Origin of the sequence: Stenotrophomonas maltophilia group sp. Smal17 (assembly GCF_030237045.1) — a bacterium.
In the GTDB taxonomy this organism is placed as follows: Bacteria; Pseudomonadota; Gammaproteobacteria; order Xanthomonadales; family Xanthomonadaceae; genus Stenotrophomonas; species Stenotrophomonas forensis.
The window spans coordinates 1-22357 of record NZ_JASJSU010000021.1; the positions used below are offsets into that span (position 1 = coordinate 1).

Annotated in this window: 20 protein-coding genes and 1 tRNA gene; 8 read left to right on the forward strand and 13 right to left on the reverse strand. The window is 67.8% G+C overall.

Annotated elements, in window-relative coordinates; translation table 11 throughout:
* Positions 1 to 130 precede the first annotated feature (130 nt).
* The gene (locus tag QRO93_RS08180; RefSeq protein ID WP_180879425.1) at positions 131 to 838 is read left to right on the forward strand and encodes an alpha/beta fold hydrolase; all 708 of its coding nucleotides are present in this window, start codon (positions 131 to 133) and stop codon (positions 836 to 838) included.
* Positions 839 to 953: 115 nt separating this feature from the next.
* On the opposite strand, the gene dkgB is transcribed toward QRO93_RS08180, so the two are convergent.
* Both dkgB and QRO93_RS08190 read right to left on the reverse strand, forming a co-directional pair.
* Positions 954 to 1763: a 2,5-didehydrogluconate reductase DkgB gene (gene dkgB / locus QRO93_RS08185; protein ID WP_180879404.1), complete on the reverse strand. Its 810-nt coding sequence runs from the start codon at positions 1761 to 1763 to the stop codon at positions 954 to 956.
* A gap of 87 nt (positions 1764 to 1850) precedes the next feature.
* Complete coding sequence (locus tag QRO93_RS08190) at positions 1851 to 3065, reverse strand: MFS transporter (protein WP_180879406.1); 1215 nt, start codon at positions 3063 to 3065, stop codon at positions 1851 to 1853.
* A 106-nt stretch (positions 3066 to 3171) separates the two neighbouring features.
* On the opposite strand from QRO93_RS08190, the gene QRO93_RS08195 reads away from it, so the two are divergent.
* Complete coding sequence (locus QRO93_RS08195) at positions 3172 to 4074, forward strand: LysR family transcriptional regulator (protein WP_164086432.1); 903 nt, start codon at positions 3172 to 3174, stop codon at positions 4072 to 4074.
* A gap of 162 nt (positions 4075 to 4236) precedes the next feature.
* Here QRO93_RS08195 and QRO93_RS08200 read toward each other — a convergent pair whose 3' ends face one another.
* Complete coding sequence (locus QRO93_RS08200) at positions 4237 to 6357, reverse strand: methyl-accepting chemotaxis protein (RefSeq protein WP_180879408.1); 2121 nt, start codon at positions 6355 to 6357, stop codon at positions 4237 to 4239.
* 184 nt (positions 6358 to 6541) lie between these two features.
* Here QRO93_RS08200 and QRO93_RS08205 point away from each other — a divergent pair, with 184 nt between their 5' ends.
* Entirely contained in the window at positions 6542 to 6997 is a 456-nt protein-coding gene (locus QRO93_RS08205) for an Rrf2 family transcriptional regulator (protein WP_180879409.1), read from the forward strand.
* Positions 6987 to 7892 carry an NAD(P)/FAD-dependent oxidoreductase gene (locus QRO93_RS08210; protein WP_180879411.1) on the forward strand — a complete coding sequence of 302 codons (906 nt, stop codon included), beginning with the start codon at positions 6987 to 6989 and terminating at the stop codon, positions 7890 to 7892. Before QRO93_RS08205 ends, QRO93_RS08210 begins: the two co-directional genes overlap by 11 nt.
* A gap of 127 nt (positions 7893 to 8019) precedes the next feature.
* Here the strand turns inward: QRO93_RS08210 and QRO93_RS08215 are convergent, their stop codons facing one another.
* The 4 genes from QRO93_RS08215 to QRO93_RS08230 all read right to left on the reverse strand — a co-directional run bounded on the left by QRO93_RS08215 (position 8020) and on the right by QRO93_RS08230 (position 12448).
* Complete coding sequence (locus QRO93_RS08215; RefSeq protein ID WP_180879413.1) at positions 8020 to 9240, reverse strand: RtcB family protein; 1221 nt, start codon at positions 9238 to 9240, stop codon at positions 8020 to 8022.
* 56 nt (positions 9241 to 9296) lie between these two features.
* Positions 9297 to 10421: a slipin family protein gene (locus tag QRO93_RS08220; protein ID WP_180879415.1), complete on the reverse strand. Its 1125-nt coding sequence runs from the start codon at positions 10419 to 10421 to the stop codon at positions 9297 to 9299.
* 355 nt (positions 10422 to 10776) lie between these two features.
* Positions 10777 to 10848: transfer RNA gene (locus QRO93_RS08225), tRNA-Gln, on the reverse strand.
* Between the two features lie 643 nt (positions 10849 to 11491).
* Positions 11492 to 12448 carry an aldo/keto reductase gene (locus QRO93_RS08230; RefSeq protein ID WP_180879417.1) on the reverse strand — a complete coding sequence of 319 codons (957 nt, stop codon included), beginning with the start codon at positions 12446 to 12448 and terminating at the stop codon, positions 11492 to 11494.
* A gap of 169 nt (positions 12449 to 12617) precedes the next feature.
* Between QRO93_RS08230 and QRO93_RS08235 the strand changes: the two genes are divergently transcribed.
* The 3 genes from QRO93_RS08235 (at position 12618) to QRO93_RS08245 (ending at position 14448) form a co-directional block, all read left to right on the forward strand.
* Positions 12618 to 13475, forward strand: coding sequence for a class I SAM-dependent methyltransferase (locus QRO93_RS08235; protein WP_180879419.1), 858 nt, complete (start codon positions 12618 to 12620; stop codon positions 13473 to 13475).
* Positions 13476 to 13525: 50 nt separating this feature from the next.
* Positions 13526 to 13840 (forward strand): hypothetical protein, encoded by a 315-nt coding sequence (locus tag QRO93_RS08240; protein WP_238581836.1) that lies wholly within the window; start codon positions 13526 to 13528, stop codon positions 13838 to 13840.
* 68 nt (positions 13841 to 13908) lie between these two features.
* Complete coding sequence (locus QRO93_RS08245; RefSeq protein ID WP_180879427.1) at positions 13909 to 14448, forward strand: pseudouridine synthase; 540 nt, start codon at positions 13909 to 13911, stop codon at positions 14446 to 14448.
* A gap of 73 nt (positions 14449 to 14521) precedes the next feature.
* Here QRO93_RS08245 and QRO93_RS08250 read toward each other — a convergent pair whose 3' ends face one another.
* Both QRO93_RS08250 and hrpB read right to left on the reverse strand, forming a co-directional pair.
* A complete protein-coding gene (locus QRO93_RS08250) occupies positions 14522 to 14896 on the reverse strand; it encodes a hypothetical protein (RefSeq protein WP_008266133.1) in 375 nt (124 codons plus the stop codon).
* 135 nt (positions 14897 to 15031) lie between these two features.
* A complete protein-coding gene (hrpB, locus tag QRO93_RS08255) occupies positions 15032 to 17536 on the reverse strand; it encodes an ATP-dependent helicase HrpB (RefSeq protein WP_180879421.1) in 2505 nt (834 codons plus the stop codon).
* Positions 17537 to 17603: 67 nt separating this feature from the next.
* Between hrpB and QRO93_RS08260 the strand changes: the two genes are divergently transcribed.
* Positions 17604 to 18401 (forward strand): TatD family hydrolase, encoded by a 798-nt coding sequence (locus tag QRO93_RS08260; protein WP_164086442.1) that lies wholly within the window; start codon positions 17604 to 17606, stop codon positions 18399 to 18401.
* Positions 18402 to 18477: 76 nt separating this feature from the next.
* On the opposite strand, the gene QRO93_RS08265 is transcribed toward QRO93_RS08260, so the two are convergent.
* The 4 genes from QRO93_RS08265 to QRO93_RS08280 all read right to left on the reverse strand — a co-directional run bounded on the left by QRO93_RS08265 (position 18478) and on the right by QRO93_RS08280 (position 22315).
* Complete coding sequence (locus QRO93_RS08265; RefSeq protein WP_285304081.1) at positions 18478 to 19362, reverse strand: NAD-dependent epimerase/dehydratase family protein; 885 nt, start codon at positions 19360 to 19362, stop codon at positions 18478 to 18480.
* Entirely contained in the window at positions 19359 to 20297 is a 939-nt protein-coding gene (gene panE, locus QRO93_RS08270) for a 2-dehydropantoate 2-reductase (protein WP_180879429.1), read from the reverse strand. The genes QRO93_RS08265 and panE overlap by 4 nt, the downstream gene beginning before the upstream one ends.
* 261 nt (positions 20298 to 20558) lie before the next feature.
* Positions 20559 to 21350: an ABC transporter permease gene (locus QRO93_RS08275; RefSeq protein ID WP_008267475.1), complete on the reverse strand. Its 792-nt coding sequence runs from the start codon at positions 21348 to 21350 to the stop codon at positions 20559 to 20561.
* On the reverse strand, positions 21347 to 22315 hold the full coding sequence (locus QRO93_RS08280; protein WP_180879431.1) for an ABC transporter ATP-binding protein: 969 nt from the start codon (positions 22313 to 22315) through the stop codon (positions 21347 to 21349). The genes QRO93_RS08275 and QRO93_RS08280 overlap by 4 nt, the downstream gene beginning before the upstream one ends.
* Between the last annotated feature and the right edge of the window lie 42 nt (positions 22316 to 22357).

The following is a 22357-nucleotide window of genomic DNA, read 5'->3' on the forward strand; positions in this document are numbered from 1 at the left end:
CGACTCTACGGCGGGAAGCAGTCGAGCAAGCTCGACTCTACGGCGGGAAGCAGTCGAGCAAGCTCGACTCTACAACCCAATGACCCGATGCGGCATGGCTCCGTCACCGTACTGGCGCGACAATACCGCCATGACCGACCGCATTCCCTTGCTGCTGCTACCCGGCCTGCTCAACGATGCCGAGCTGTGGCGCGCCCAGCTGGCCGACCTGGCCGATATCGCCGACTGCACGGTGGGCGACCAGACCCGTGGCGAAACCCTGCAGGCGGTTGCCGAAGACGTGCTGGCGCAGGCACCGGAGCGGTTTGCGCTGGCCGGCTTCTCACTGGGTGGTTTCGTCGCCCAGCAGATCCTGCGTATCGCTCCGGAGCGGGTACTGCAGCTGGCATTGATCGACACCTCGATCCATGCCGATTCGCCCGAGCGCGCCGAACAGCGCCGCAGCCAACGTGCCAGCGTGCGCCTACCGGGGAAATTCCATGGCTTCGGTGACGTACTGATGCGCAGCTATATCGATGCCTCCCGGCTGGACGACTATGTGCTGGTTCAGCGCGTGCGCGACATGACCGCACGGCTGGGCGCCGAAGTGTTCCTGCGCCAGAGCGCGCTGGAGCGCCGCGATGGGCATGACGTGCTGGCGAGCTACCGTGATCCGTTGCTGATTGTGTGCGGTGCCAACGATCGCATCACGCCGCTGGCAGTGAGCGAGGAAATGCACGCGCTGGTGCCGCACTCGCAGCTGGTGGTGGTGCCCGATTGCGGGCACCTGGCGCCGATGGAAAAGCCGGATGAAGTGAGCGCCGCCATGCGTGGCTGGTTGCTGCAGGACGAGGAATAACCCCTGCACTTGGTAGGTGCCGACCTTGGTCGGCACGCTGTGTCATCGACCGATCAGAGCCCAGCGCCGACCAAGGTCGGCCTCTACCAAAGCAACTCCGCGCCCGCCGCTGGGATCAATCCCAGGCCGGGGCGATGCCTTCCGGGTTGGCCAGACGCTGGCCGCGGTCGAGCTTGGCGATCTGCGCCATGTCTTCGTCGGTCAGGCGGACGGCCGCCGCGTCCAGGTTGGCCGCCAGGTTGTCGCGCTTGGTCGACGACGGAATGACCGAGAAGCCCTGCTGCAGCGCCCAGGCCAGCGCAACCTGCGCCGGGGTGGCCTGGTGGCGGCCGGCAATGGCCTGGATCACCGGGTCCTTCAGCACTTCGCCATAGGCCAGGCTCATGTAGGCGGTGATGTGGATGCCATTGTCCTGCAGGAACTTCACCAGCAGGCGGTTCTGCAGGTACGGATGGATCTCGACCTGGTTGGTGGCGATCGCGTCGGCACCGAGGATCTCGATCGCCTTGCGGGTCTGCGCGATGGTGAAGTTGGAGATGCCGATCTCCCGGGCCAGTCCCTGCGCCTTGGCTTCGGCCAGTGCCGGCAGGTATTCCTCCATCGGCACGTCGACCTTGTCGTTCGGCGACGGCCAGTGGATCAGCGCCAGGTCGACGCGGTCGGTGCGCAGTTTTTCCAGGCTGGTGCGCAGGCTGGCCAGCAACGCATCGTGCTTGAACTCGGTGATCCACACCTTGGTGGTCAGGTACAGATCGTCGCGCGGCACACCCGATTCGGCGATGGCCTGGCCGACTTCGGCTTCATTGCCGTAGATCTGCGCGGTGTCGATGGCGCGGTAGCCGACCTCCAGCGCATTGCGCACCGAGTCGATCACGGTCTGGTCCTTCAGGCGGAAGGTACCGAGACCAAAGGCGGGGACAGTCATGGGAAGCTCCAACGGGGGGAAGGGAGTAGCAGGAGAAGAGGGTAGGGCAGGCACCGTATGCATGCCGGCAACGGTGCATTGCATGAATCAATGCACGGTGGCGGCAATGCCGTCGGCGCGCGGATCGATACCATCGCGACGGTCGAGGCGACCGCTGAGCGCGGTCAGCGCATAGGCGCCAACCACCACCAGCGCACCCAGCCACGGCGTGTGCATCAGGCCGATGTGTTCCACCACCAGCCCACCGAGCGAGGCGCCCAGGGCGATGCCGATGTTGAACGCGGCGATGTTCAGGCCCGAGGCCACATCGGTGGCCTGCGGCGCATAGCGCTGCGCCTGCTTGACCACGTAGACCTGCAGGCCTGGCACGTTGCCGAAGGCCACGGCCCCCAGCGCCAGCACCGTCAGCAGCATCAGCACGCTGTTGGAGGCGGTGAAGGTGAGCACGAACAGCACGATGGCCAGCAGCGTGAAGATGCGCTTCAACGCCGGTACCGGGCCCAGGCGGTCGGCCAGTCGACCGCCCCACAGGTTGCCGATGGCCACCGACACGCCGTACACCAGCAACACCAGGCTGACCGCATTGGCCGAGAAGCCGGTGACGTCCTGCAGGATCGGCGCCAGATAGGTGAAGGCCAGGAAGGTGCCGCCGTAACCCAGTGCGGTCATTGCATAGACCAGCAACAGGCGCGGCTGGCCCAGCACCGCCAGCTGCTGGCGGAAGTTGGCCGGCGCGCTCTGCGGCAGGTTGCGCGGAACGAACAGCAGCGCGCCCAGCAGGGCGATCACGCCGAGGCCAGCCACGGCCAGGAACGTGGCGCGCCAGCCCAGGTGCTGTCCGATGAAGGTACCCAGCGGCACACCGGTCACCAGCGCCACGGTGAGCCCGGTGAACATGATGGCGATGGCACTGGCGGCCTTCTCCTTCGGCACCACCGCGGTGGCGATGATCGCGCCGATCGAGAAGAACACGCCATGTGCCAGGCCGGTGAGGATGCGTGCGGCGATCAGTGAGCTGTAGCCCGGTGCCATGAAGGCGATGACGTTGCCGAGGGTGAACAGCACCATCAGCGCCACCAGCAGGGTCTTGCGCGGCACGCGGCCGGTCAGCGCGGTCAGCACCGGTGCGCCGATGGCCACGCCCAGTGCATACAGCGAGACCAGCAGGCCTGCCGAGGGCAGGCTGACCTGCAGGTCGGCGGCAATGGTCGGGATCAGGCCGACGATGACGAATTCGGTGGTGCCGATGGCGAACGCGCCGAGGGTCAACGCCAGCAGGGCGAGGGGAATGCCACGGATCATGACAGGGTCCAGCAGGGGAAGAGGCTGCGCAGTCTGCGCCGCCATCTCTGGCCGAAAAACCGGTCTTCACGCCAATCACTCTTGCCGTGCAGTCAATAATGGCGGCATGAAGACGACGCTTGATGAAATGCAGGCCTTCTTGGCGGTGATCGACAGCGGTTCGATCAGCGCCGCCGCCGAGCAGCTGGGGCAGACGCCGTCGGGCGTGAGCCGCGCGCTGGGGCGGCTGGAGGACAAGCTGGGCACCACCCTGCTGACCCGCACCACCCGCCGCCTGCACCTTACCGCCGAGGGCGAGGCGTACCGGCGCCATGCGCGCGCGATCATCGACGCGGTGGAATCGGCCGAGGAACAGATGGCGGCGCGCCGCGAGCGCCCGGCCGGGCGCCTGCGCGTGGACGCGGCAATGCCGTTCGTGCTGCACGTGATCGCGCCACTGGTGGCCGGCTATCGGGAGCGCTACCCGGACGTGCAGCTGGAGTTGAACAGTTCCGACCGCTACATCGACCTGCTGGAGAGACGCACCGACCTGGCGATCCGGATCGGGCCGCTGGCCGACTCCACCCTGCATGCACGGCCGCTGGGCCGCTGCAGGCTGCGGCTGGTGGCCAGCCCGGCCTATCTGGACAGGCTGGGCGAGCCGAGCACGGTCGCCGCGCTGGGCCAGCACACCCTGCTTGGTTTCAACGAGCCGGAATCGCTGAACCGCTGGCCGCTGCCCGGGGAGTCGGAGGGATTGCTGCTGGTGCGACCGGACATCGCCGTGTCCAGTGGCGAGACGCTGCGCCGGCTGGCGGTGGAAGGGGTGGGGATCACCTGCCTGTCCGACTTCGTCACCGATCGCGACCGCGCCGCCGGCACGCTGGTGCCGGTGCTGGCCGCGCAGACGCTGGAGGTGTACCAGCCGATCCATGCGGTGTACTACCGCAACACGGCGGTGTCAGCGCGGATCAGCTCGTTCCTCGATTACCTCGGTGAAGCGATGGCGCAGAGCGATTACCTGCGCTGAGCGTTGCCGCCGGGTTGCCGGCCAGCGGCCTGCACTACCGTGGAGCGCGGACATGGGTGGCGCCCGAGCGTGGGTCGGGCGACGGCAGGTTCGGTGCGGACCGACGGTCCGCACCCACCAGAGCGTGCGGTAGTGCCGGCCGCTGGCCGGCAGCCGGATCAATCAGGCCGCGCGTTGCAGCGCATTCTTCGCCGCCGCCGTGGTCGACAGGTCAAATACATCCACGGCGTCGATCAGGCGGTTCGCCTGCTGCTCCAGGCTGCGTGCAGCGGCGCTGGCCTCTTCCACCAGCGCAGCGTTCTGCTGGGTGGTCCCATCCATCTGGATCACGGTCTGGCTGACCTGCTCGATGCCAGCGCTCTGCTCCTGCGACGCGGCGGAGATCTCGGCCATGATGTCGGTCACCCGCTGCACCGAGGCCACGATCTCGGCCATGGTGTCGCCGGCCTCGCGCACGCGCTGCGCGCCGTGCCCGACCTGTTCCACCGAGGCTTCGATCAATGACTTGATCTCCTTCGCCGCAGCGGCCGAGCGCTGCGCCAGCGTGCGCACCTCACTGGCGACCACGGCGAAGCCCCGGCCCTGTTCGCCGGCACGCGCGGCTTCCACCGCCGCGTTCAACGCCAGGATGTTGGTCTGGAACGCGATGCCATCGATCACGCTGATGATCTCGGCGATCTGCCGCGACGAGGTCTCGATCGCGCCCATGGTCGCCACCACCTGGCCGACCACGCTGCCGCCCTGCGAGGCGACGCTGTGCGCGCCGATCGCCAGCTGGTTGGCCTGGCGTGCGTGCTCGGCATTCTGCCGCACGGTGGAGGTCAGTTCCTCCATCGACGCGGCGGTCTCTTCCAGGTTGGCAGCCTGCTGCTCGGTGCGACGCGACAGATCGTTGTTGCCGGCGGCAATCTCCGCCGCAGCCGTGTGGATGTTGCCGGAGGCGTGCTTGATGTCGGTGACGATGGTCGCCAACTGCGCGGCGGTGGTGTTGGCGTCGCCTGCGATGCGGGCGAAAACGCCCTGGAAATCGCCGTGCATGCGTGCGCCGAGGCGACCATCGGCAATCGCGCGCAGCATGCCGGAGACCTCACCGAGGTTCAGTTCGGTGGCCTGCATCAGGCGGTTCAGGCCGTCGACCATCGCGCGGAAATCATGTTCGAAACGCGCACTGTCGCCGCGCTGGCTGAAGTCGCCGGCGGCGGCGGCTTCGGCCAGGCGGCGGATCTCGCCATTGATGGTGCCCAGATTGGCCTTGGCGGTATCCAGTGCTTCGGTGATCACCGCCTTTTCGCCGGGCAGGCGTTCCATGTCCTGGCTGAGGTCGCCGATGGCATAGCGGCCCATGATCGCGATCGCGCGCATCTTCACCTGGATGTGCGCGTCCACCAGCGCGTTGCTGTCGGCCACCATCTCGCCGAACGCGCCGGGGAAGGCGCTGGCATCCATGCGATGGCTGATGGTGCCGGCCTCGTGCGCCTGCGCCATCGCGCCCTGTGCGTCCAGTACGCCGCGCAGCGTCGATTGCACCGCCTGCATCGCCTGCGCAAGGCGGCCGATCTCATCGCGGCTGCTCACCCGCACCACGTGCTGCAGGTCGCCAGCGGCGACCGCGCGTGCGGCAGCTTCCACCGCCAGCACCGGCTGCACCACCGCACGCCGCAACCACCAGGCCAGGCCGATCAGCAGCAGCACTGCGGCCAGCACGGTCAGCGCCGCGCACAGCAGCAGGGTCTGCCGCGCCTGCTGCGAACGTGCCGCCAGTGCCGCTTCGGCCACCTGCGTGGCCTGCGTGCTCAACGCATCCAGTGCGGTGGCCACCGGACGATCCTTGCCACGCACCAGGGTGTCGCCAGCGGCGGGATCGTAGCCGGCGGCGGCGAAGGCCTGCAGCGCGGCGTGATAGTCCTTCTGCAGCTGCGCATGCAGTCCGATGAAGGCCTGGGCCTGCTCGCGCGTGCGCGCATCCGGGCTGCTGGCGAGGCCCTTGGCCAGTTGTTCGACCAGACGGCCTTCGCTGTCGAAGGCCTCCAGGTGACGCTGACGCAACGCGTCGTCGTGCCCGCGCAGCAGTACGTTCTTCCATTCCTGCACCTGGCCGCGGAACTCGCGCTGCAGGCGTTCGGCATCGCGGCTGTGCGCGACTTCGGGCGGGACATCGGTGGACAGCTTCAACCAGGCGGAAGCAAGACCTGCAAGGGCGCACAACAGGACTACGGCCAGGCCAACGGAAACCGCGCCGAGCAGCTTGGACTGCAGGCGGGGTGCACGGACAGACGCATTCATCGGAAGGGGCTCTCGGGAAGGGGCGATGCGGTATCGACCGGTTTCGATCACCTCTGAAGTGCGACGTTGATCACATTCGCGTTTCGTTTAGCGAAGTGAAGGAAACATTTCATAGGACAAATGTGTCCATATGGAACGAAAGCAGACTCTGGACAGGGGATTTAAATGTAACTATTGTTGTTACATGAAATCCGCGAACCCGCTTTCCGATGCCCTGCACGTGATGGCGCACCTGGTCGGCCAGAGCGCACCGCGCACCTCCGAACAGCTGGCGTCGTGCCTGCCGACCCATCCGGTGGTGATCCGGCGCCTGCTGGCGCAGCTGCACAAGGCCGGCCTGGTGCACACCGCACGCGGCCACGGCGGCGGCAGCCAGCTGGCCCGCGACGCCGCCACCATCACCCTGCACGACATCTATCTGGCCGTGGGCGCGCCGCCGCTGGTACAGGTCGGTGCCCGCGATTCCGGGCGTGGCTGCCCGATCCAGCAGCTGGTCAACAGCGCCCTGCTGGAGGGCGCACGCGAGGCGCAGCGGCTGCTCGAACAGCGCCTGCAGGCGGTCACGCTGGACCAGCTCGGCGCCGAGTTCGCCCGCCATCTCGCCCATCACCGTTCCCTGGAAGGTCACCATGAATCCTGATGTGCTCATCGTCGGCGGCAGCTACGCCGGCATCGCTGCAGGCCTGATCCTGGCCCGCGCCCGTCGCCCGGTCACCGTCATCGATGCCGGTTCGCCACGCAACCGCTTCGCCAGCCATTCGCATGGCGTGCTGGGGCTCGATGGTGTCAGCGGCGCCGAGCTGCTCAAGACCGCCCGCCAGCAGCTGCTGGACTATCCCAGCGTACGCTGGCTGCATGCCGATGCGGTGCATGCCCGCAGCACCCGCGATGGGGTTGAAGTGGAGACCGCCGACGGCCAGGTGCTGGCAGCGCGCAAACTGCTGCTGGCCAGCGGCATCGCCGACCAGCTGCCGGAGCTGCCCGGCCTGGCCGAACGCTGGGGCAGCACCGTGCTGCACTGCCCCTACTGCCATGGCTATGAAGTCGGTGGCGGTGCGATCGGCCTGCTTGGTGGCCACCCGATGTCGGCCAGCAAGGCGCCGCTGTTCGCCGACTGGGGCAACGTCACCTTCTTCAGCCAGGGCCTGCCGATCACCGATGACGAACGCGCCGCCATGCAGCAGCGCGGCGTCCAGATCGAGACCTCGCCGGTACTGGGCGTGCAGGGCGACCAGCCGAGCTGGCTGGAAGTGGAATTGGCCGACGGCCGTCGCATCGCCCAGCGTGCGCTGTTCGTTCCGGCCACCCAGGCGATGGCCACGCCGCTGGTGCAGCGGCTGGGCTGCACGTTGGCCGAGAGCCCGCTGGGCGTTCTGATCGAGGTCGATGCGATGAAGCAGACCTCGGTGCCGAACGTGTATGCCGCAGGCGATGCGACCACGGTCGGCAACATCACCCTGGCCACCGCCGAAGGAGTGCGCGCGGGAATCGGCATGCATCATGCGCTGGTGAGCGAAGACAGCGTGCCGCGCTGATCGGGCTTGTTCTGTAGAGGCCGACCCTGGTCGGCGCCGCTGCATCCACGCATGGCGTGGATCTACTGCAGGGTGGTCGGGCACCATTGAGGCACGGTGGGTGCCGGCCTTGGCCGGCACCGTTCCCTCATCCCTTCACGCACAGCACCTGGCGCAGGGTGTGCACCACGTCCACCAGGTCCAGCTGTGCCGCCATCACGTCATCGATCGACTTGTACGCCGCCGGTGACTCGTCCAGCACGCCGCTGTCCTTGCGGCATTCCACGTGCGCGGTGGCTTCGCGGTGCTGGGCCAGGGTGATCTGCTGGCGTGCGCTGCCACGGCTCATCACCCGGCCGGCGCCGTGGCTGCAGCTGTGGAAGCTGTCCGCGTTGCCCTTGCCACGCACGATGTAGCTGCGCGTGCCCATGCTGCCGGGAATGATGCCCAGCTCGCCTTCGCGGGCACTGACCGCCCCCTTGCGCGTCACCAGCAGCTCCTGCCCGTTGTGCGTCTCCTTCTGCACGTAGTTGTGGTGGCAGTTCACCGCCATCGCCGCCAGCTGGAACTTCGGCAGCCGGTGGCGCATCTCGGCCAGCACCCGCGACATCATCGCCTCGCGGTTCTGCCGGGCGTAGTCCTGCGCCCACGACACCGCCTCGACGTAGTCATCGAACAGCGGCTCGCCTTCCATGAAGAACGCCAGGTCCTTGTCCGGCAGGTGGAAGCCGAGCACGCGCCGGGCCAGCTCCTCGCGCGCCTTCTCGATGAAGTAGGTACCGATCAGGTTGCCGCTGCCACGCGAGCCGCTGTGCAGCATCACCCACACCGTGTCCGTCTCGTCCAGGCACAGTTCGATGAAGTGATTGCCGCCACCCAGCGTACCCAGCTGGCGGTCAAGCTTGTCGGTGCGGATCCGGCGGTGCTTGTCCTTGATCTTCTCCAGCCCGGCCCCCAGCCCGGACTGCACCAGCCGGGTGTGGATGCTGTCGGGCATGCGCTGGTGCTCGCCACCGCGGCCGTTGCCGACCGGAATGCTGCGCTCGATGCTGTTGCGCAGCTGCCGCAGGTCATCGGGCAGGTCGTTGGCGCGCAGCGTGGTACGCACCGCGGCCATGCCGCAGCCGATGTCGACGCCGACCGCGGCCGGGATGATTGCGCCGCGGGTCGGGATCACCGAGCCCACGGTCGCGCCCTTGCCCAGGTGCACGTCCGGCATCACCGCCACCCACGGCCCGACGAACGGGATCGCGGCGATGTTGCGCAGCTGCTCATGCGCCTGTGCTTCCAGCGGCACACCGTTGACCCAGCCCTTGATCGGCGTGGTGCCCTCGGCGTGCAGCCATTGATAGTTGTGTTGAGTGTCCATGTCTTCGTGTATGTCCCTGATGGGCCGGCGGCGCGTCCCTGCGCCGCCGCTACCCCCTACCTGATCGTCACCAGCTGCTTCAGCACGCCATCCAGGCCGCCGAACACGGTGAGCGTGTCGATCTTCTCGGTGACCTTCTCCAGTGCCTCCAGCTCCTTCAAGCGCATCAGCACCGGGTTGTCCTCGATCAGCTTTGCGGTGTTGAGCTGCGAACGCGTGGCGTTGGCCTCCTCGCGCCGGCGGATCACGCTGGCCTGGGCCTGCTTCTCGGCCAGCACCACACCGTTGAGGATCTCCTTCATCTCGCCCGGCAGGATCACGTCCTTGATGCCGACGCCGAGCAACCGCACGCCGTGGCCCTCGATCGCCGCCTGCACATGCGCGGCGATCTCGCCGTCCAGTGCCGCCTTGTCGCCCAGCAGCTCGTCCAGGCTGCGCGCGGCGATCGCCTGGCGCAGGCCGAACTGCAGCTGCCGGTAGACGAACTCGTCGGCATTGCTGAGCGTGCGGTGTGCACGCACCGGGTCAACCACCTGCACGGTCGCGGCCAGGTTCACCCGCAGGGTCACCTTGTCGCGGCTCAGCAGTTCCTGGCCGGACACGTCCAGCGAACGCGCACGCAGCTCCACGCGCTCCACCGACACATTGCCGTTGAAGTTCCAGAACGCGTGCAGGCCGGCGTCCAGCGTCTGCCGCAGCGTGCCATCGATGAACAGCAGGCCGACCGACTCGCTCGGCACGGTGCTGATCACCGCTACACGCGGCAGCACGCCCAGCTGGCCCAGGCGCTGCTGCACGTCCGCCGCAATGCGCGGCTCGTCACCCAGCGCCATCACCCGCACCCGGGTGTCGACCGAACCCCGCCAGTACAGGCGGCGGCTGCCCGGCGGCAGGACTTCATCGATGCGGCCATTGCGCAGCAACAGGCCGACCTCGGCAGCACCGACGTTGGCCAGCGCGAAGTGCGTGTCCAGCCGTGCGCCCAGTGCCTCGATCAGGCTGTCCTGGTCGCTGCCGGTGTAGGCCGCGCCCTTCGATGCGGTGTGGATGTCCACCTGCGGGCGGCCGCCGAAGGGCGACAGGCGGTGCACGCCCGGCAGCAGGATCTGCTGGAAACGACGGTTGCGATACACCAGGCCGCGCTCGCCGTCGCCGATCACGACCTTGATGGTCCAGAACATGGGAATCTCTCCTTGTATGGCTCTGGTGGTTCGACCCGATGGGATGAAACGCCATGACCCGGGCCGATCAGGTCGTGGCGTGGCCGGCTGCACAGCGTGTGCAGCCCGCGGAAGAGGGCGGCCATCGCCGGACGGTCCGCACGCGGAGCCTGCGGCGGGTCATCACCCGTGCCATCGTCGTTGCCGGCAGACGGCACCGGTGCGGAGCGGGGCAATGGGTGGCGACGGGCCAGGGCCCGGCGTGTGGTCCGTTGCCTTCCTGGCCGCGCCCGAAGGCGGTGGCAGGGAAGGCGGCGATGGCCGCTGGGGCTTGCGCCCCCGGGTGTTGCTTCAAGTCATGACGTGACAGGTCATGTGGTTGGAGTGGGAATCGAACCCACGACAGACGGAATCAGGATCCGTTGCTCTGACCAAGCTGAGCTATCCAGTTGGGAACCGCGCGGAATCGAACCGCGTACCGGCGAACCGGTGCCTGCGTCCAGCAGGCGATCCAGGCGATGGCTTGTCCGCGACCTCCGGCATACGCCACGGCAACGCCGCGCGCACCAGCCCGTGGTGGAAACGGGACCGTTGGAAAATCGAGGGTGCAGGCCGCCGACATTATCGCGAGCGATAATGTTTGGGTGCGATGCAGATAATGTCCAGGCGTCGCCGTTCGCGCGAAGTAAATCCTTCGGCGGGGCGGAAAACCTGGGTCAGTGAGCGGCGGGTTGCCGCGCGGGGTGCAGTTCTGGCATCGCGGGTCCTTGTGCCGACGCAAACGAAAACGCCCCCGGGACTTGCGTTCCGAGGGCGTCGTCAGGCCTCGGAGATCGGGGTGGCCGATCTCCGCAGGGCGGGTATCAGGCCGTTGTCAGCTCGACTTCCTTGCCGAACGCGCGCGCCAGCACGTCCATGCGCAGGCATGGCAGCAGTTTGGCGATGGCGACGGAATGCGCGTTCAAGGGAAGTTTCCAGTGGTTGTTGAAACGAGGTGCGCACGATAAACCACGATTTAGTCGTGCGCAACCATTTTGTTCAATTATTTTCTTCGCTGTTGTGCGATGCCGGCCAGCGGCCGGCACTACACCTCAGCCCTCTTTGCTGGCGGCATCCAGCTGCGCGACATCCTGCACGCTCAGTGACACGTTGGCCGCCGCCAGCAGGTCGTGCAGCTGCTCGACGCTGGTGGCGCTGACGATCGGTGCGGTGATCGACGGCCGCGCGATCTGCCACGCCAGCGCGATCTGCGCGGCGCTGGCGTTGTGCTTGCTGGCCACGTCATCCAGCGCTTCCAGGATGCGCAGGCCGCGCGGGTTGAGGTAACGCTTCACCACGTTCTCGCCCCGCGCCGGGCTCTTGGCCGCATCGGCCGCGGTGCGGTACTTGCCGCTGAGGAAGCCACTGGCCAGCGCGTAGTAACCGATCACGCCGATCTGCTCGCGCTGCACCAACGGTTCCAGCTCCTTCTCGTAGCCGGCGCGGTCGTACAGGTTGTACTCCGGCTGCAGGGATTCGTAACGCGGCAGCTTGTAGTCGGTGGACACCTTCAGCGCATCGGCCAGGCGCGTGGCGCTGTAGTTGGAGGCACCGATGGCGCGCACCTTGCCGGCTTCGATCAGGCGGCCGAACGCGGCAAGCGTGGCTTCCAGCGGCGTCGACTCGTCATCTTCGTGGGCCTGGTACAGATCGATCACGTCGGTCTGCAGGCGGCGCAGCGAATCCTCGACGGCGGCATTGATGTTGTCCGGGGTCAGGCCGGGGCGCTCGGCCCACTTGGCCACCTTGGTCGCCAGCACCACCTTGTCGCGCTTGCCGCTACGGGCAAACCATTTGCCGATCAGCGTTTCCGATTCGCCGCCGGCATTGCCCGGCACCCACGCCGAGTACACGTCGGCGGTGTCGACCAGGTTGAAGCCGGCGTCGACGAAGGCATCGAGCAGGGCGAAGCTGGCCTTCTCATCGGCGCTCCAGCCGAACACGTTGCCACCGAAGGCGAGCGGACGTACATGCAGGCCGGAACGGCCCAGTTCGCGGGTTGCCGTCATGGGCACGGACTCCTTGGGGGAAGTGCTCCAGAATAGAACGCGTTGTGTGACCGCGCTGCGGCGGCGACCACAAAACAGTGTTCCGCCGCGCGCCTCCGGCTAACGTTTTGTGAACACCTGGGACGCCGCGACTGCTAGTCTCGCCGCATCTTCCGCTGGAGTCGCCCCGATGATGCCTGCTTCGTCCCTGCGTGGTTGCCGCCTGCTGCTTGCCTCGGCCCTGCTCGCCGCTGTTCCCGCATTCGCCGCACCGGCCACGGTGGCACCGGCGAAGATCCAGGTCTCACCGGCCATCGATGCGGCGGTGAAGGCGTCCACCCGCGATGCCAACAACGTCAAGCGCGATGGCTTCCGTCATCCGGCGCAGACGCTGTCGTTATTCAAGGTCGCGCCTGACAAGACCGTCATCGAAATCACCCCCGGCAACGGCTGGTACTCGGAAATCCTGGCGCCGTTGCTGCATGACAAGGGCCACTACGTCGCCGCCGTGGTCGATCCGATGGCGGTACCCGAAGGCCGTGGCCGTGATTACCAGCAGCGCAGCCGCGACAGCCTGGAAAAGAAGTACGCCGCTGCACCGGCACAGTTCGGCAAGACCGCCGTGGTCGCCTACGATCCGGCCAAGCCGGTGTTCGGCCCAGCCGGTTCAGCCGACGTGGTGCTGACCTTCCGCAACGTGCACAACTGGCGCAAGGCCGGCCAGGCGCAGGGCATGTTCCAGGGCTTCTTCAACGTGCTCAAGCCGGGTGGCGTGCTGGGCGTGGTCGAGCATCGCGCCAAGGCCGATGTGGCCGACGACGATGACACCGGCTACGTCGGCCAGCAGCAGGTGATTGCGATGGCCGAGGCGGCCGGCTTCAAGCTGGACGCACGCAGCGAGGTCAACGCCAACCCGCGCGACACCAAGGACCACCCGAACGGCGTATGGACGCTGCCGCCGACCAACCAGCATGACAAGGCCGACGACGCGAAGTACCAGGCAATCGGCGAAAGCGACCGCATGACCCTGCGCTTCATCAAGCCGTAAGGCGGCACGCCGCATTGCCCGCGCGGAGTGCCCACCATGGAGCCGGGCCCATGCCCGGCTCACCGCGCGCGCCGGGGTTCAATCGTATTCAAGGACATGGACTGTTGAAGAAGATCCTTTACATCGCCGTCGCGGTACTGGTGCTGACGCGGCTGATCGATTTCGTGTTCTACGGCGGCCACGCCCACGACCTGGTCGGGGCCGCTGGTTTCGGAGTGCTGTTCGCCGGCGTCCTGCTGGAGGATCGTGCACGCAGCGCCCGCCCGCCCTCCGCACGCCTGCGGCGCCGCGCCAATATCATCGCGGCGTGCGGCATCGCGCTGGTGCTGGGATCGTTCCTGCTGGAATGGAAGGTGTTCGGCTGAGCCGGCGATGATCGCGGCGGCGGCGCGGGAATGGGACAATGCCGTACCCACCGCCTGCCGCACCCGCGATGCTGATTGCCTTCAACAAGCCCTTCAACGTGCTCTGCCAGTTCACCGACCGCAGCGTGCCGCCGCGGCCGACCCTGGCGGGATTCGGCCTGCCGCTGCGGGTGTACGCCGCCGGCCGCCTGGACCACGACAGCGAAGGCCTGCTGCTGCTGACCGACAACGGCACGCTGGCACACAAACTCACCGACCCGAAGCACAAGGCCGACAAGACCTACTGGGTGCAGGTGGAGGGAACGCCCAGCGACGAGCAGCTGCAGCAGCTGCGCGACGGCGTGCTGCTCAATGACGGGCCGACCCTTCCGGCGAAGATCGAACGCCTCGATCCAGCACCTTCGCTGTGGACACGTGATCCGCCCGTGCGCTTCCGCAAGACCGTGCCCGATGCGTGGCTGGCGATCACGATCCGCGAGGGCCGCAATCGCCAGGTGCGGCGGATGACCGCGGCGGTGAACCTGCCGACACTACGGCTGGTGCGGATGGCGATGGGGCCGTACCGGCTGGACGACCTGCAACCGGGGCAGTGGCGGCAGATCGGCTGAACACACCCGCAGAAACGGAAAGGGCCGGAGCGCCTCCCGTGGAAGCGGTCCGGCCCTGGCAACGCGCAATGCCTCAGGCGTCGCTGCCGATGTCGCTATGCTCGTCAACCACGGTGGCATTGCGGCGGTCACGTGCGCTGATGCGCTGCGCCTGCCCATTCACCACGTGGCCATTGGCGGCCTTCTTCTTCTGCTGCTTGCGGTACAGCGCATAGCCCAGCAGGCCGACACCCACCGCGGCTGCGGCCACGGCCACCGCCGGGTTGCGGCGCACGAACTTGGTGGCGGCCTTGCCGCCAGTCTTCACTGCGCCGATGGCGGCACCGGTCTTGATCCAGTCCGCATTGCGCAGGCTGCCACCGGCGCTCTTCAGGCCATCGCCGGCGGTGTGGGCCAGCTCCAGGGCGCGCTCCAGGGCGCGGTCGGTGATTACAGTCAGCTTGCTCATGCGGGGGTCCTTTGCCTCGGGTCGAAGTCCAGTGTCGCGTGTTGCCCGTAAACGGTATGTCAGGCGGGGCCGTGCGTGGCGTGACTCCAGCGCAGCCATTCAGGATCAGGCAGGGTCTACAGCCGGCACGACCGGTCAGGTCCCGCGCGGCTTGGCCCGGTGCGTGGCGGTGGCCGTCCATGGATCATCCGGCCACGGATGGCGCGGGTAACGGCCCTTCATTTCCTTCTTCACTTCGGCGTAGGTGTTTTCCCAGAAATTGCGCAGGTCCTGGGTGACCTGCAGTGGGCGGCCGCCAGGCGAGAGCAGGTGCAGGGTCAACGGCACGCGGCCATCGGCGATGCGTGGGGTGTCGGCCAGGCCGAACAGTTCCTGCAGTTTCACCGCCAGCACCGGCGGCAAAGGTTCGCCGCTCTCGCTGTCCAATGCGTAGGTGATCGACCGCTCCAGTCCGGACGGCACGGTGATGCGGGTCGGCGCATGACGTTCAACCAGTTGCCGCTGCGACCACTCCAAGGGCGACTTCAGCGCCTCGCCGAAACTGGCCTCGTCCAGCGCATCCAGGCGGCTCTTTCCGGCGAACGCGGGTTGCAGCCACTGCGCGCGGTTGGCCAGCAGGGCGGCGTCGCTGCAATCGGGCAGTTCCAGCTCCGGCATCCAGCGCCGCAGCGATTCCACCCGTGCCTGCCACTGGCGCAGGCCTTCGGTCCACGGCAGCGCCTGCAGGCCGAGCTCGGCCACCGCGTCGGTCAACGCCTGCGCGGCGTGCTGCGGATCGACACGGCCGGCCGAGCGGCTGTCCAGCACGATGCGGTCGAAACGGGTCTCGCGCAACGCCACCAGGGCGCGACGCTCGCTGTCCCAGCGCACCACATCTTCGGTCATGAAGCGTTCCGGCCACGCCGAGCGCAGCTGGTCTTCATCCACCGGCGCGGCGCGCAGCAGCAGTGCATCGCGCGCCTCGAAGCGCAGTTCGCTGGCGACCAGCCAGGGCTCGCCGCGCAGGTCGCTCAGTTCGTGCAGGCGTGCACTGCGGCCATTGGTCAGCAGGTAGCGCAGCGGATCGTTGGGGTGCTGGACGCCAATGCGGTCTGGGAAGGCATGCGCAAGCAGGTCACCCAGTTCATGCGCTTCGATGCTGGAGGGCGGGGTGGCCTCGCAGCGCAGGCGTCGGCGCCACTGCTTGGCGGCCGCATCGATGGCGGCCAGCCCGCTGCGGTTGGCATCGCCCGGCGCACGGCCATTGCGGAACGCCGCCAGCGCCCGCCAGCGTGCCGCCAACGCGTCACCGCCCTGGCGCAGCGGATCGCGTGCCTCCAGCAGTGCGGCCAGATCGGCGGCCAGCGCCTGCGCACGTGCATCCGGCGCGGCCAGCAGCATCGCCGCCATGCGTGGATGCGTGCCCAGCGCCAGCACCCGGCGACCGAGCGCGGTGATCGCGCCGGACTCGGACAGCGCGCCCAGTCGTTGCAGCAGTTCGCGTGCCGCGCCCATCGGGCCGGCCGGCGGCGGGTCGAGGAAGCGCAGGTCGCTGCTGCCCCAGGCCGCCAGTTCCAGTGCCAGCCCGGCCAGTTCCACCTGGTCGATCTCGGCGCGGCGCTGTGGTTCCAGCCGCTGCGACTGCGGCCACAGCCGCCAGGCCACGCCCTCGGCCACGCGCCCGGCACGGCCGGCGCGCTGGTCGGCCGAGGCCTGCGCAATGGCGACCACATCCAACCGGGTGAAGCCGCTGTTGGGGTCGTAGCGCGGTTCGCGTGCCTGGCCGCTGTCGATCACCACGCGCACACCGGGCAGGGTCACCGAGGATTCGGCCACGTTGGTGGCCAGCACCACGCGGCGGCGGCCATCGCTGGCGGCCTGCAGTACGCGCGCCTGCTGCTCCACCGGCAGTTCGCCGTGCAGGGCCAGCACCTCGACACCTGCATCGAGAGATTCCTGCAGGCCGGCCTGCACCCGCGCGATTTCGCGCTGGCCGGGCAGGAACACCAGCAGGTCACCGGGATGTTCCGCCAGCGCCTGCTGCACCGCACGGCGCACCTGCAGTTCCAGTGCTTCGTCGCGACGCGCCGGGAAATGGCTGATCGCCACCGGGTAGCTGCGGCCCTCGCTGCTCAAGCGCGGTGCATCGAGGAATCGCGCCAGTCGCTCGCCATCCAGCGTGGCCGACATCACCACCAGGCGCAGGTCGTCGCGCAGCTGCGCCTGCACGTCCAGCGCCAGTGCCAGGCCTAGGTCACCACTGAGATGGCGTTCATGGAATTCATCGAACAGGATCGCACCGACGTCTTCCAGCATCGGGTCGTCCTGCAGCATGCGGGTCAGGATGCCCTCGGTGACGACCTCGATGCGGGTGCGTGCCGAGACCTTGTTCTCGAAGCGGATGCGGTAGCCGACCGTGCCGCCCACCTCTTCACCCAGCTGCCGCGCCATGAACAGCGCCGCGCTGCGTGCGGCCACCCGTCTCGGTTCCAGCAGGATGATCTTCCGTCCCCGCAGCCACGGCGCATCCAGCAGCGCCAGCGGCACCTGGGTGGTCTTGCCGGCGCCCGGCGGGGCTTCCAGCACCAGCCGCGGCTGTGCGGCCAGGTGCTGCTGGATCTGCGGCAGCAGTGGGGAGATCGGGAAGAGCGGGGCGTTCATGTGCAAAGGATAAGGGGCCACGGCGGGCGCAGGTACAATGCGCGGGCACTTTTCTCCCGCGATGACCATGCACCTGATCGATATCGGCGCCAACCTGACCCACGACTCCTTCGACCGCGACCGTGACGCCGTGCTGGACCGCGCGCGCCAGGCCGGCGTGGTGCAGATGGTGATCACCGGCGCCAGCCGCGAGCACTCGCCGCTGGCCCTGCAGCTGGCGCAGCAGCATCCGGGTTTTCTGTATGCCACCGCCGGCGTGCACCCGCATCACGCGGTGGAGTACACCGAAGAGTGCGACGCCGAGATGCGCGCGCTGCATGCCCATCCGGAAGTAGTGGCGGTGGGCGAGTGCGGGCTGGACTACTTCCGTGATTTCTCGCCGCGCCCCGCCCAGCACCGCGCGTTCGAACGCCAGCTGCAGCTGGCCGCAGACAATGGAAAGCCATTGTTCCTGCACCAGCGCGACGCGCATGCCGATTTCATGGCGCAGATGAAGAACTTCGAGGGGCGCATCGGCCCCGCGGTGGTGCATTGCTTCACCGGCGAACGCGATGAACTGTTCGATTACCTGGACCAGGACTGGTACATCGGCATCACCGGCTGGTTGTGCGATGAGCGCCGGGGCGCGCACCTGCGCGAGCTGGTGAAGAACATCCCGGCCAACCGCCTGATGATCGAAACCGATGCGCCGTACCTGCTGCCGCGCACGCTGAAGCCGCTGCCGAAGGACCGTCGCAACGAGCCGATGTTCCTCTCGCACATCGTGGAAGAACTGGCACGCGACCGGGGCGAAGAGGTGGCAGTGACCGCCGCAAATGCCACCGCCGCCACACGGGCTTTCTTCCGCCTGCCCGACGCCGGTTGATCGGGTAGTGCCGGCCGCTGGCCGGCAGCAGCATGAACGCCGCAAACATCGCGCGATTGCCGGCCAGCGGCCGGCACTACCGGAGCAGGTCGCGCAGGCCCTCACGGTAGCTGGGGAAGCGCGGCTCCCAGCCCAGCGCTTCACGCGTGCCACGGCTGTCGATGCGCTTGTTGCTTTCATAGAAGCGCCGCAAGGTCGGGCTCAGCGCCGGGTCGTCCCACGCCACGGCAGGCGGCATCGCAAACCCGCCCAGCTGCGCGGCGAAGGCCAGCACGTCCTGCGGCGGTGCCGGCTCATCATCGGCCGGCAGGTACACCGCATGAGGTGTGGGCCACCGCATCGCAGCGATGACCACCGCCGCCAGGTCCTGCACGTGCAGCCGGTTGAACACCAGGCCAGGCCGCACCACATGGCGGGCACGCCCTTGCGCCAGCTGCAGCAGCGCATTGCGACCGGGCCCATACAGGCCGGGCAGGCGCATCACCGCCGAGGCGATGCCGCGTTCCTCCGCAAGTGCACGCCATTGCGCTTCGGCCTGCCTGCGTTGCAGGCCGGCGACTTCGGTGGCGTCCGCCACGCTGGTTTCGTCGATCCAGCCGCCGGCCCGGTCGGCATACACCGAGGTCGACGACAGATAGCCGACCCAGCGCAGCGCAGGGCTGGCCTGCAGTGCAGGCAGCAACAGGCGCAGTGCAGGATCGCCTTCAGTGTCGGGTGGCACGCTGCACAGCACGGCGTCGGCCTGCGCTACATCGTCGAGCAGAGCCGGTGACAGTGTCGCGTCTGTGCGCAGTTGATGGCGCCGCACGCCGTCGTGCGGCGCCGACGCCGGATCGCGCACCGTGCCGGCCACGTGCACGCCCCGCGCCTGCAGCTGCGCGGCCAGCACGCGCCCGCTCCAGCCCAGCCCGAGGATCAGCACCCTGGTGGGCAAGGCACCCGCAGGCGAGGCGAGGCTCACGCGCTGCGCAGCGCCTGGTAGGCCTGCAGGCTGCTGTAGGCGACCTGCAGCAGCAGGGCTTCCTGGTCGGCCTTGCGCGCGCGCGCCAGCATGTCGCCGACGATCTGTTCGGCCTCCACCTGCTGGCCGGCTTCCAGGTCGCGCAGCATCGATGCCTTCAGCGCTGAACCGGCCTGGGTCAAGGTGCCGCGCGCTGTCTCCTGCGCAGCATCGGGAACCGGCTCACCGGCCGCTTCGGCCACCGCCAGGCATTCGTCGTACAGGCCACGCACGATGGCCTGCCCATCATCGGTGGCGACGATGCTGCCGATATCCGCGCGCAGCAGGCAGGTGGCCGCGGCCAACGCGGTCAGGAAGGTGTACTTGATCCACTGCTCCTGGCCGATGTGCTCGCTGGCCAGATGCTCGAGGCTGGCCTGCGCACAGGCGGCGGCGAAGGCCTGCACGCGCGCGGAGATTGCGCCGCCATCACGCTCGCCAAAGGTGAGCTTGGCCGGCTTGCCCAGGTGCAGCACCGCGCCATCGGGCGCCTTGGTCGCGCTGATGAAGCACAGGCCACCGAGCACGGCGTCGCGGCCGAAGCGCGCGTCCAGCACGTTGTAGTGATGCAGCCCGTTCAGGATCGGCAGCACGGTGGTGTCTGCGCCCACCGCAGGGGCGATCGCGTCAATCGAGCTGTCCAGGTCGTAGGCCTTGCAGCTGAGGATGACCAGGTCGAACGGTCGTTGCGCGGCGAGCGCGGGCAGGGCATCGGCAGTGACATGCTGCACCGGGAAGCTGGCATCGCCCAGCGGGCTGCGGATGACCAGACCGTCGCGGTTCAGCTGGGCGGCGCGTGCAGGGCGTACCAGGAAGGTCACGTCCACGCCGGCCTGGGCCAGGCGGCCGCCGAAGTAACCGCCGGTACCGCCGGCACCGAGAATCAGGATGCGCATTGCACGTTCACCGTTTCTGGGGGAATCAGACCTGCGATTGTGCCGGAGATTGCAGGCAAAAAAGAGCCGAGCATGGGCTCGGCTCTATGGGCAATACCTTGACCACGCATGACGTGAGTCCTTCGTGTCGACCAAGGTCGACACCCACCAAAAGCGGGTCATGCCACCCCGCCCGCCTACGGAATGCATGCTTTTGCTTTTGCCGGCCAGCGGCCGGCACTACCACCGCGGGTGCAGGGCCGCAGGCCCTGCGCGCAGAACTCAACTACGCATGCCCACGCCACGGCGCAGCAGCCACAGCGCCAGCGCCGTCAGCACCACCACGAAACCGATCATCAGCCCGTAGGCCATCGGCAGCGGCACGTCGCTGCTGCCCAGCAGGCCATAGCGGAACGCATTGACCATGTAGAAGATCGGGTTCGCGTGCGTGGCCGCCTCGGCCCAGCCCGGCAGCAGTTTCACCGAATAGAACACGCCGCCCAGATAGGTCAGCGGGGTCAGGATGAAGGTCGGCACGATCGCCACGTCATCGAACTTCTTCGCGTACACCGCGTTGATGAAGCCGGCCAGCGAGAAGATCGTCGCGCCCAGGATCACCGTGGTCAGCATCACGATCGGGTGCGGGATGCGCACCGGGGTGAAGAACATCGCGATGATCAGCACGATCACGCCCACCATCAGGCCACGCAGCACGGCACCGGCCACGTAACCCCACAGGATCACCCAGTTCGGCATCGGGCTGACCAGCAGTTCCTCCACGTGGCGGCCGAACTTGGCGCCGAAGAACGAGGAGCTGATGTTGCCGTAGCTGTTCTGGATCACGCTCATCATCACCAGGCCCGGCACGATGAACTGCATGTAGGTGTAGCCGCCCATGTCACCCACGCGCGACCCGATCAGGTTGCCGAAGATCAGGAAATACAGGGTCATGGTGATCGCCGGCGGCACCAGGGTCTGGCCCCAGATGCGCATGATGCGGGCGACTTCGCGGCGCACGATGGTCATCAGCGCGACGCGGTTGCGCTGGCCGTCGGTCAGCTCGGTGGTGCTCATGCGGAGGTCTCCAGGTTGCCGGTGAGGCGCACGAACAGCTCCTCCAGGCGATTGCTCTTGGTACGCATCGAACGCACGCGGATGCCGGCCTCGTTGAGCGTGGCGAACACGCGGTTGAGATCCATTGCGCGCGGCATGTCGATGTCCAGCGTATGCGGGTCCGGTGCGGTCAGGATGGCACCCTCGATCACCGGCAGCTGCGCGGGCAGCTCACCGTCGATGTCCAGCAGGAAGCCTTCCACGTCCAGCTTGGCCAGCAGGGCGCGCATCGGGCCCTGCTCGACGATCTGGCCGTGGTTGATGATCGCCAGGTGGCGGCACAGGTACTCGGCTTCTTCCAGGTAATGCGTGGTGAGGATGATCGTGGTGCCGGCCGCGTTGATCTCCTTGAGCACGCGCCACATGTCGCGGCGGATCTCGATGTCCACGCCGGCGGTCGGCTCGTCCAGGATCAGCAGGCGCGGGCGGGTCATCATCGCGCGCGCGATCATCAGCCGGCGCTTCATGCCGCCGGACAGCGTGCGGCTCATCACCTGGGCCTTCTCCCACAGGTGGGCACGCTTGAGCTCCTCTTCGGCGCGCTGCTCCGCTTCCTCGCGCGGCACGCCGTAGAAGCCGGCGTAGTTCACCAGGACGTCGAAGGGCTTCTCGAACAGGTTGAAGTTGATTTCCTGCGGTACCAGTCCGATCAGGCGCATGGTGGCGCTGCGGTTGCGCACCAGGTCGCTGCCGAACACCTCCACCTGGCCCTCGCTGAGGTTGACCAGGGAGCTGATGATGCCGATCAGGGTCGACTTGCCGGCGCCGTTGGGGCCGAGCAGGGCGAAGAAGTCGCCCGGGGCCACTTCCAGGGAAACCCCCTTCAGGGCCTGGGTGCCGTTGTCGTAGGTCTTGCGCAGGTCGCGCACGCGCAGGGCGGGCGCCATATCGTTCTGGGATGCCAAGCTCGAAGCCTTCGCGCCCATGGGCTGGCGCTGGAGAGGGGGCGGGGAGGGGCTATTATAGAA

Excerpts from the sequence above, each read along its gene's own strand:
- QRO93_RS08180 (WP_180879425.1), top strand. The coding sequence starts at position 131 with ATGACCGACCGCATTCCCTTGCTGCTGCTACCCGGCCTGCTCAACGAT.
- dkgB (WP_180879404.1), bottom strand. The coding sequence starts at position 1,763 with ATGACTGTCCCCGCCTTTGGTCTCGGTACCTTCCGCCTGAAGGACCAG.
- QRO93_RS08190 (WP_180879406.1), bottom strand. The coding sequence starts at position 3,065 with ATGATCCGTGGCATTCCCCTCGCCCTGCTGGCGTTGACCCTCGGCGCG.
- QRO93_RS08195 (WP_164086432.1), top strand. The coding sequence starts at position 3,172 with ATGAAGACGACGCTTGATGAAATGCAGGCCTTCTTGGCGGTGATCGAC.
- QRO93_RS08200 (WP_180879408.1), bottom strand. The coding sequence starts at position 6,357 with ATGAATGCGTCTGTCCGTGCACCCCGCCTGCAGTCCAAGCTGCTCGGC.
- QRO93_RS08205 (WP_180879409.1), top strand. The coding sequence starts at position 6,542 with ATGAAATCCGCGAACCCGCTTTCCGATGCCCTGCACGTGATGGCGCAC.
- QRO93_RS08210 (WP_180879411.1), top strand. The coding sequence starts at position 6,987 with ATGAATCCTGATGTGCTCATCGTCGGCGGCAGCTACGCCGGCATCGCT.
- QRO93_RS08215 (WP_180879413.1), bottom strand. The coding sequence starts at position 9,240 with ATGGACACTCAACACAACTATCAATGGCTGCACGCCGAGGGCACCACG.
- QRO93_RS08220 (WP_180879415.1), bottom strand. The coding sequence starts at position 10,421 with ATGTTCTGGACCATCAAGGTCGTGATCGGCGACGGCGAGCGCGGCCTG.
- QRO93_RS08230 (WP_180879417.1), bottom strand. The coding sequence starts at position 12,448 with ATGACGGCAACCCGCGAACTGGGCCGTTCCGGCCTGCATGTACGTCCG.
- QRO93_RS08235 (WP_180879419.1), top strand. The coding sequence starts at position 12,618 with ATGATGCCTGCTTCGTCCCTGCGTGGTTGCCGCCTGCTGCTTGCCTCG.
- QRO93_RS08240 (WP_238581836.1), top strand. The coding sequence starts at position 13,526 with ATGCCCGGCTCACCGCGCGCGCCGGGGTTCAATCGTATTCAAGGACAT.
- QRO93_RS08245 (WP_180879427.1), top strand. The coding sequence starts at position 13,909 with ATGCTGATTGCCTTCAACAAGCCCTTCAACGTGCTCTGCCAGTTCACC.
- QRO93_RS08250 (WP_008266133.1), bottom strand. The coding sequence starts at position 14,896 with ATGAGCAAGCTGACTGTAATCACCGACCGCGCCCTGGAGCGCGCCCTG.
- hrpB (WP_180879421.1), bottom strand. The coding sequence starts at position 17,536 with ATGAACGCCCCGCTCTTCCCGATCTCCCCACTGCTGCCGCAGATCCAG.
- QRO93_RS08260 (WP_164086442.1), top strand. The coding sequence starts at position 17,604 with ATGCACCTGATCGATATCGGCGCCAACCTGACCCACGACTCCTTCGAC.
- panE (WP_180879429.1), bottom strand. The coding sequence starts at position 20,297 with ATGCGCATCCTGATTCTCGGTGCCGGCGGTACCGGCGGTTACTTCGGC.
- QRO93_RS08275 (WP_008267475.1), bottom strand. The coding sequence starts at position 21,350 with ATGAGCACCACCGAGCTGACCGACGGCCAGCGCAACCGCGTCGCGCTG.
- QRO93_RS08280 (WP_180879431.1), bottom strand. The coding sequence starts at position 22,315 with ATGGGCGCGAAGGCTTCGAGCTTGGCATCCCAGAACGATATGGCGCCC.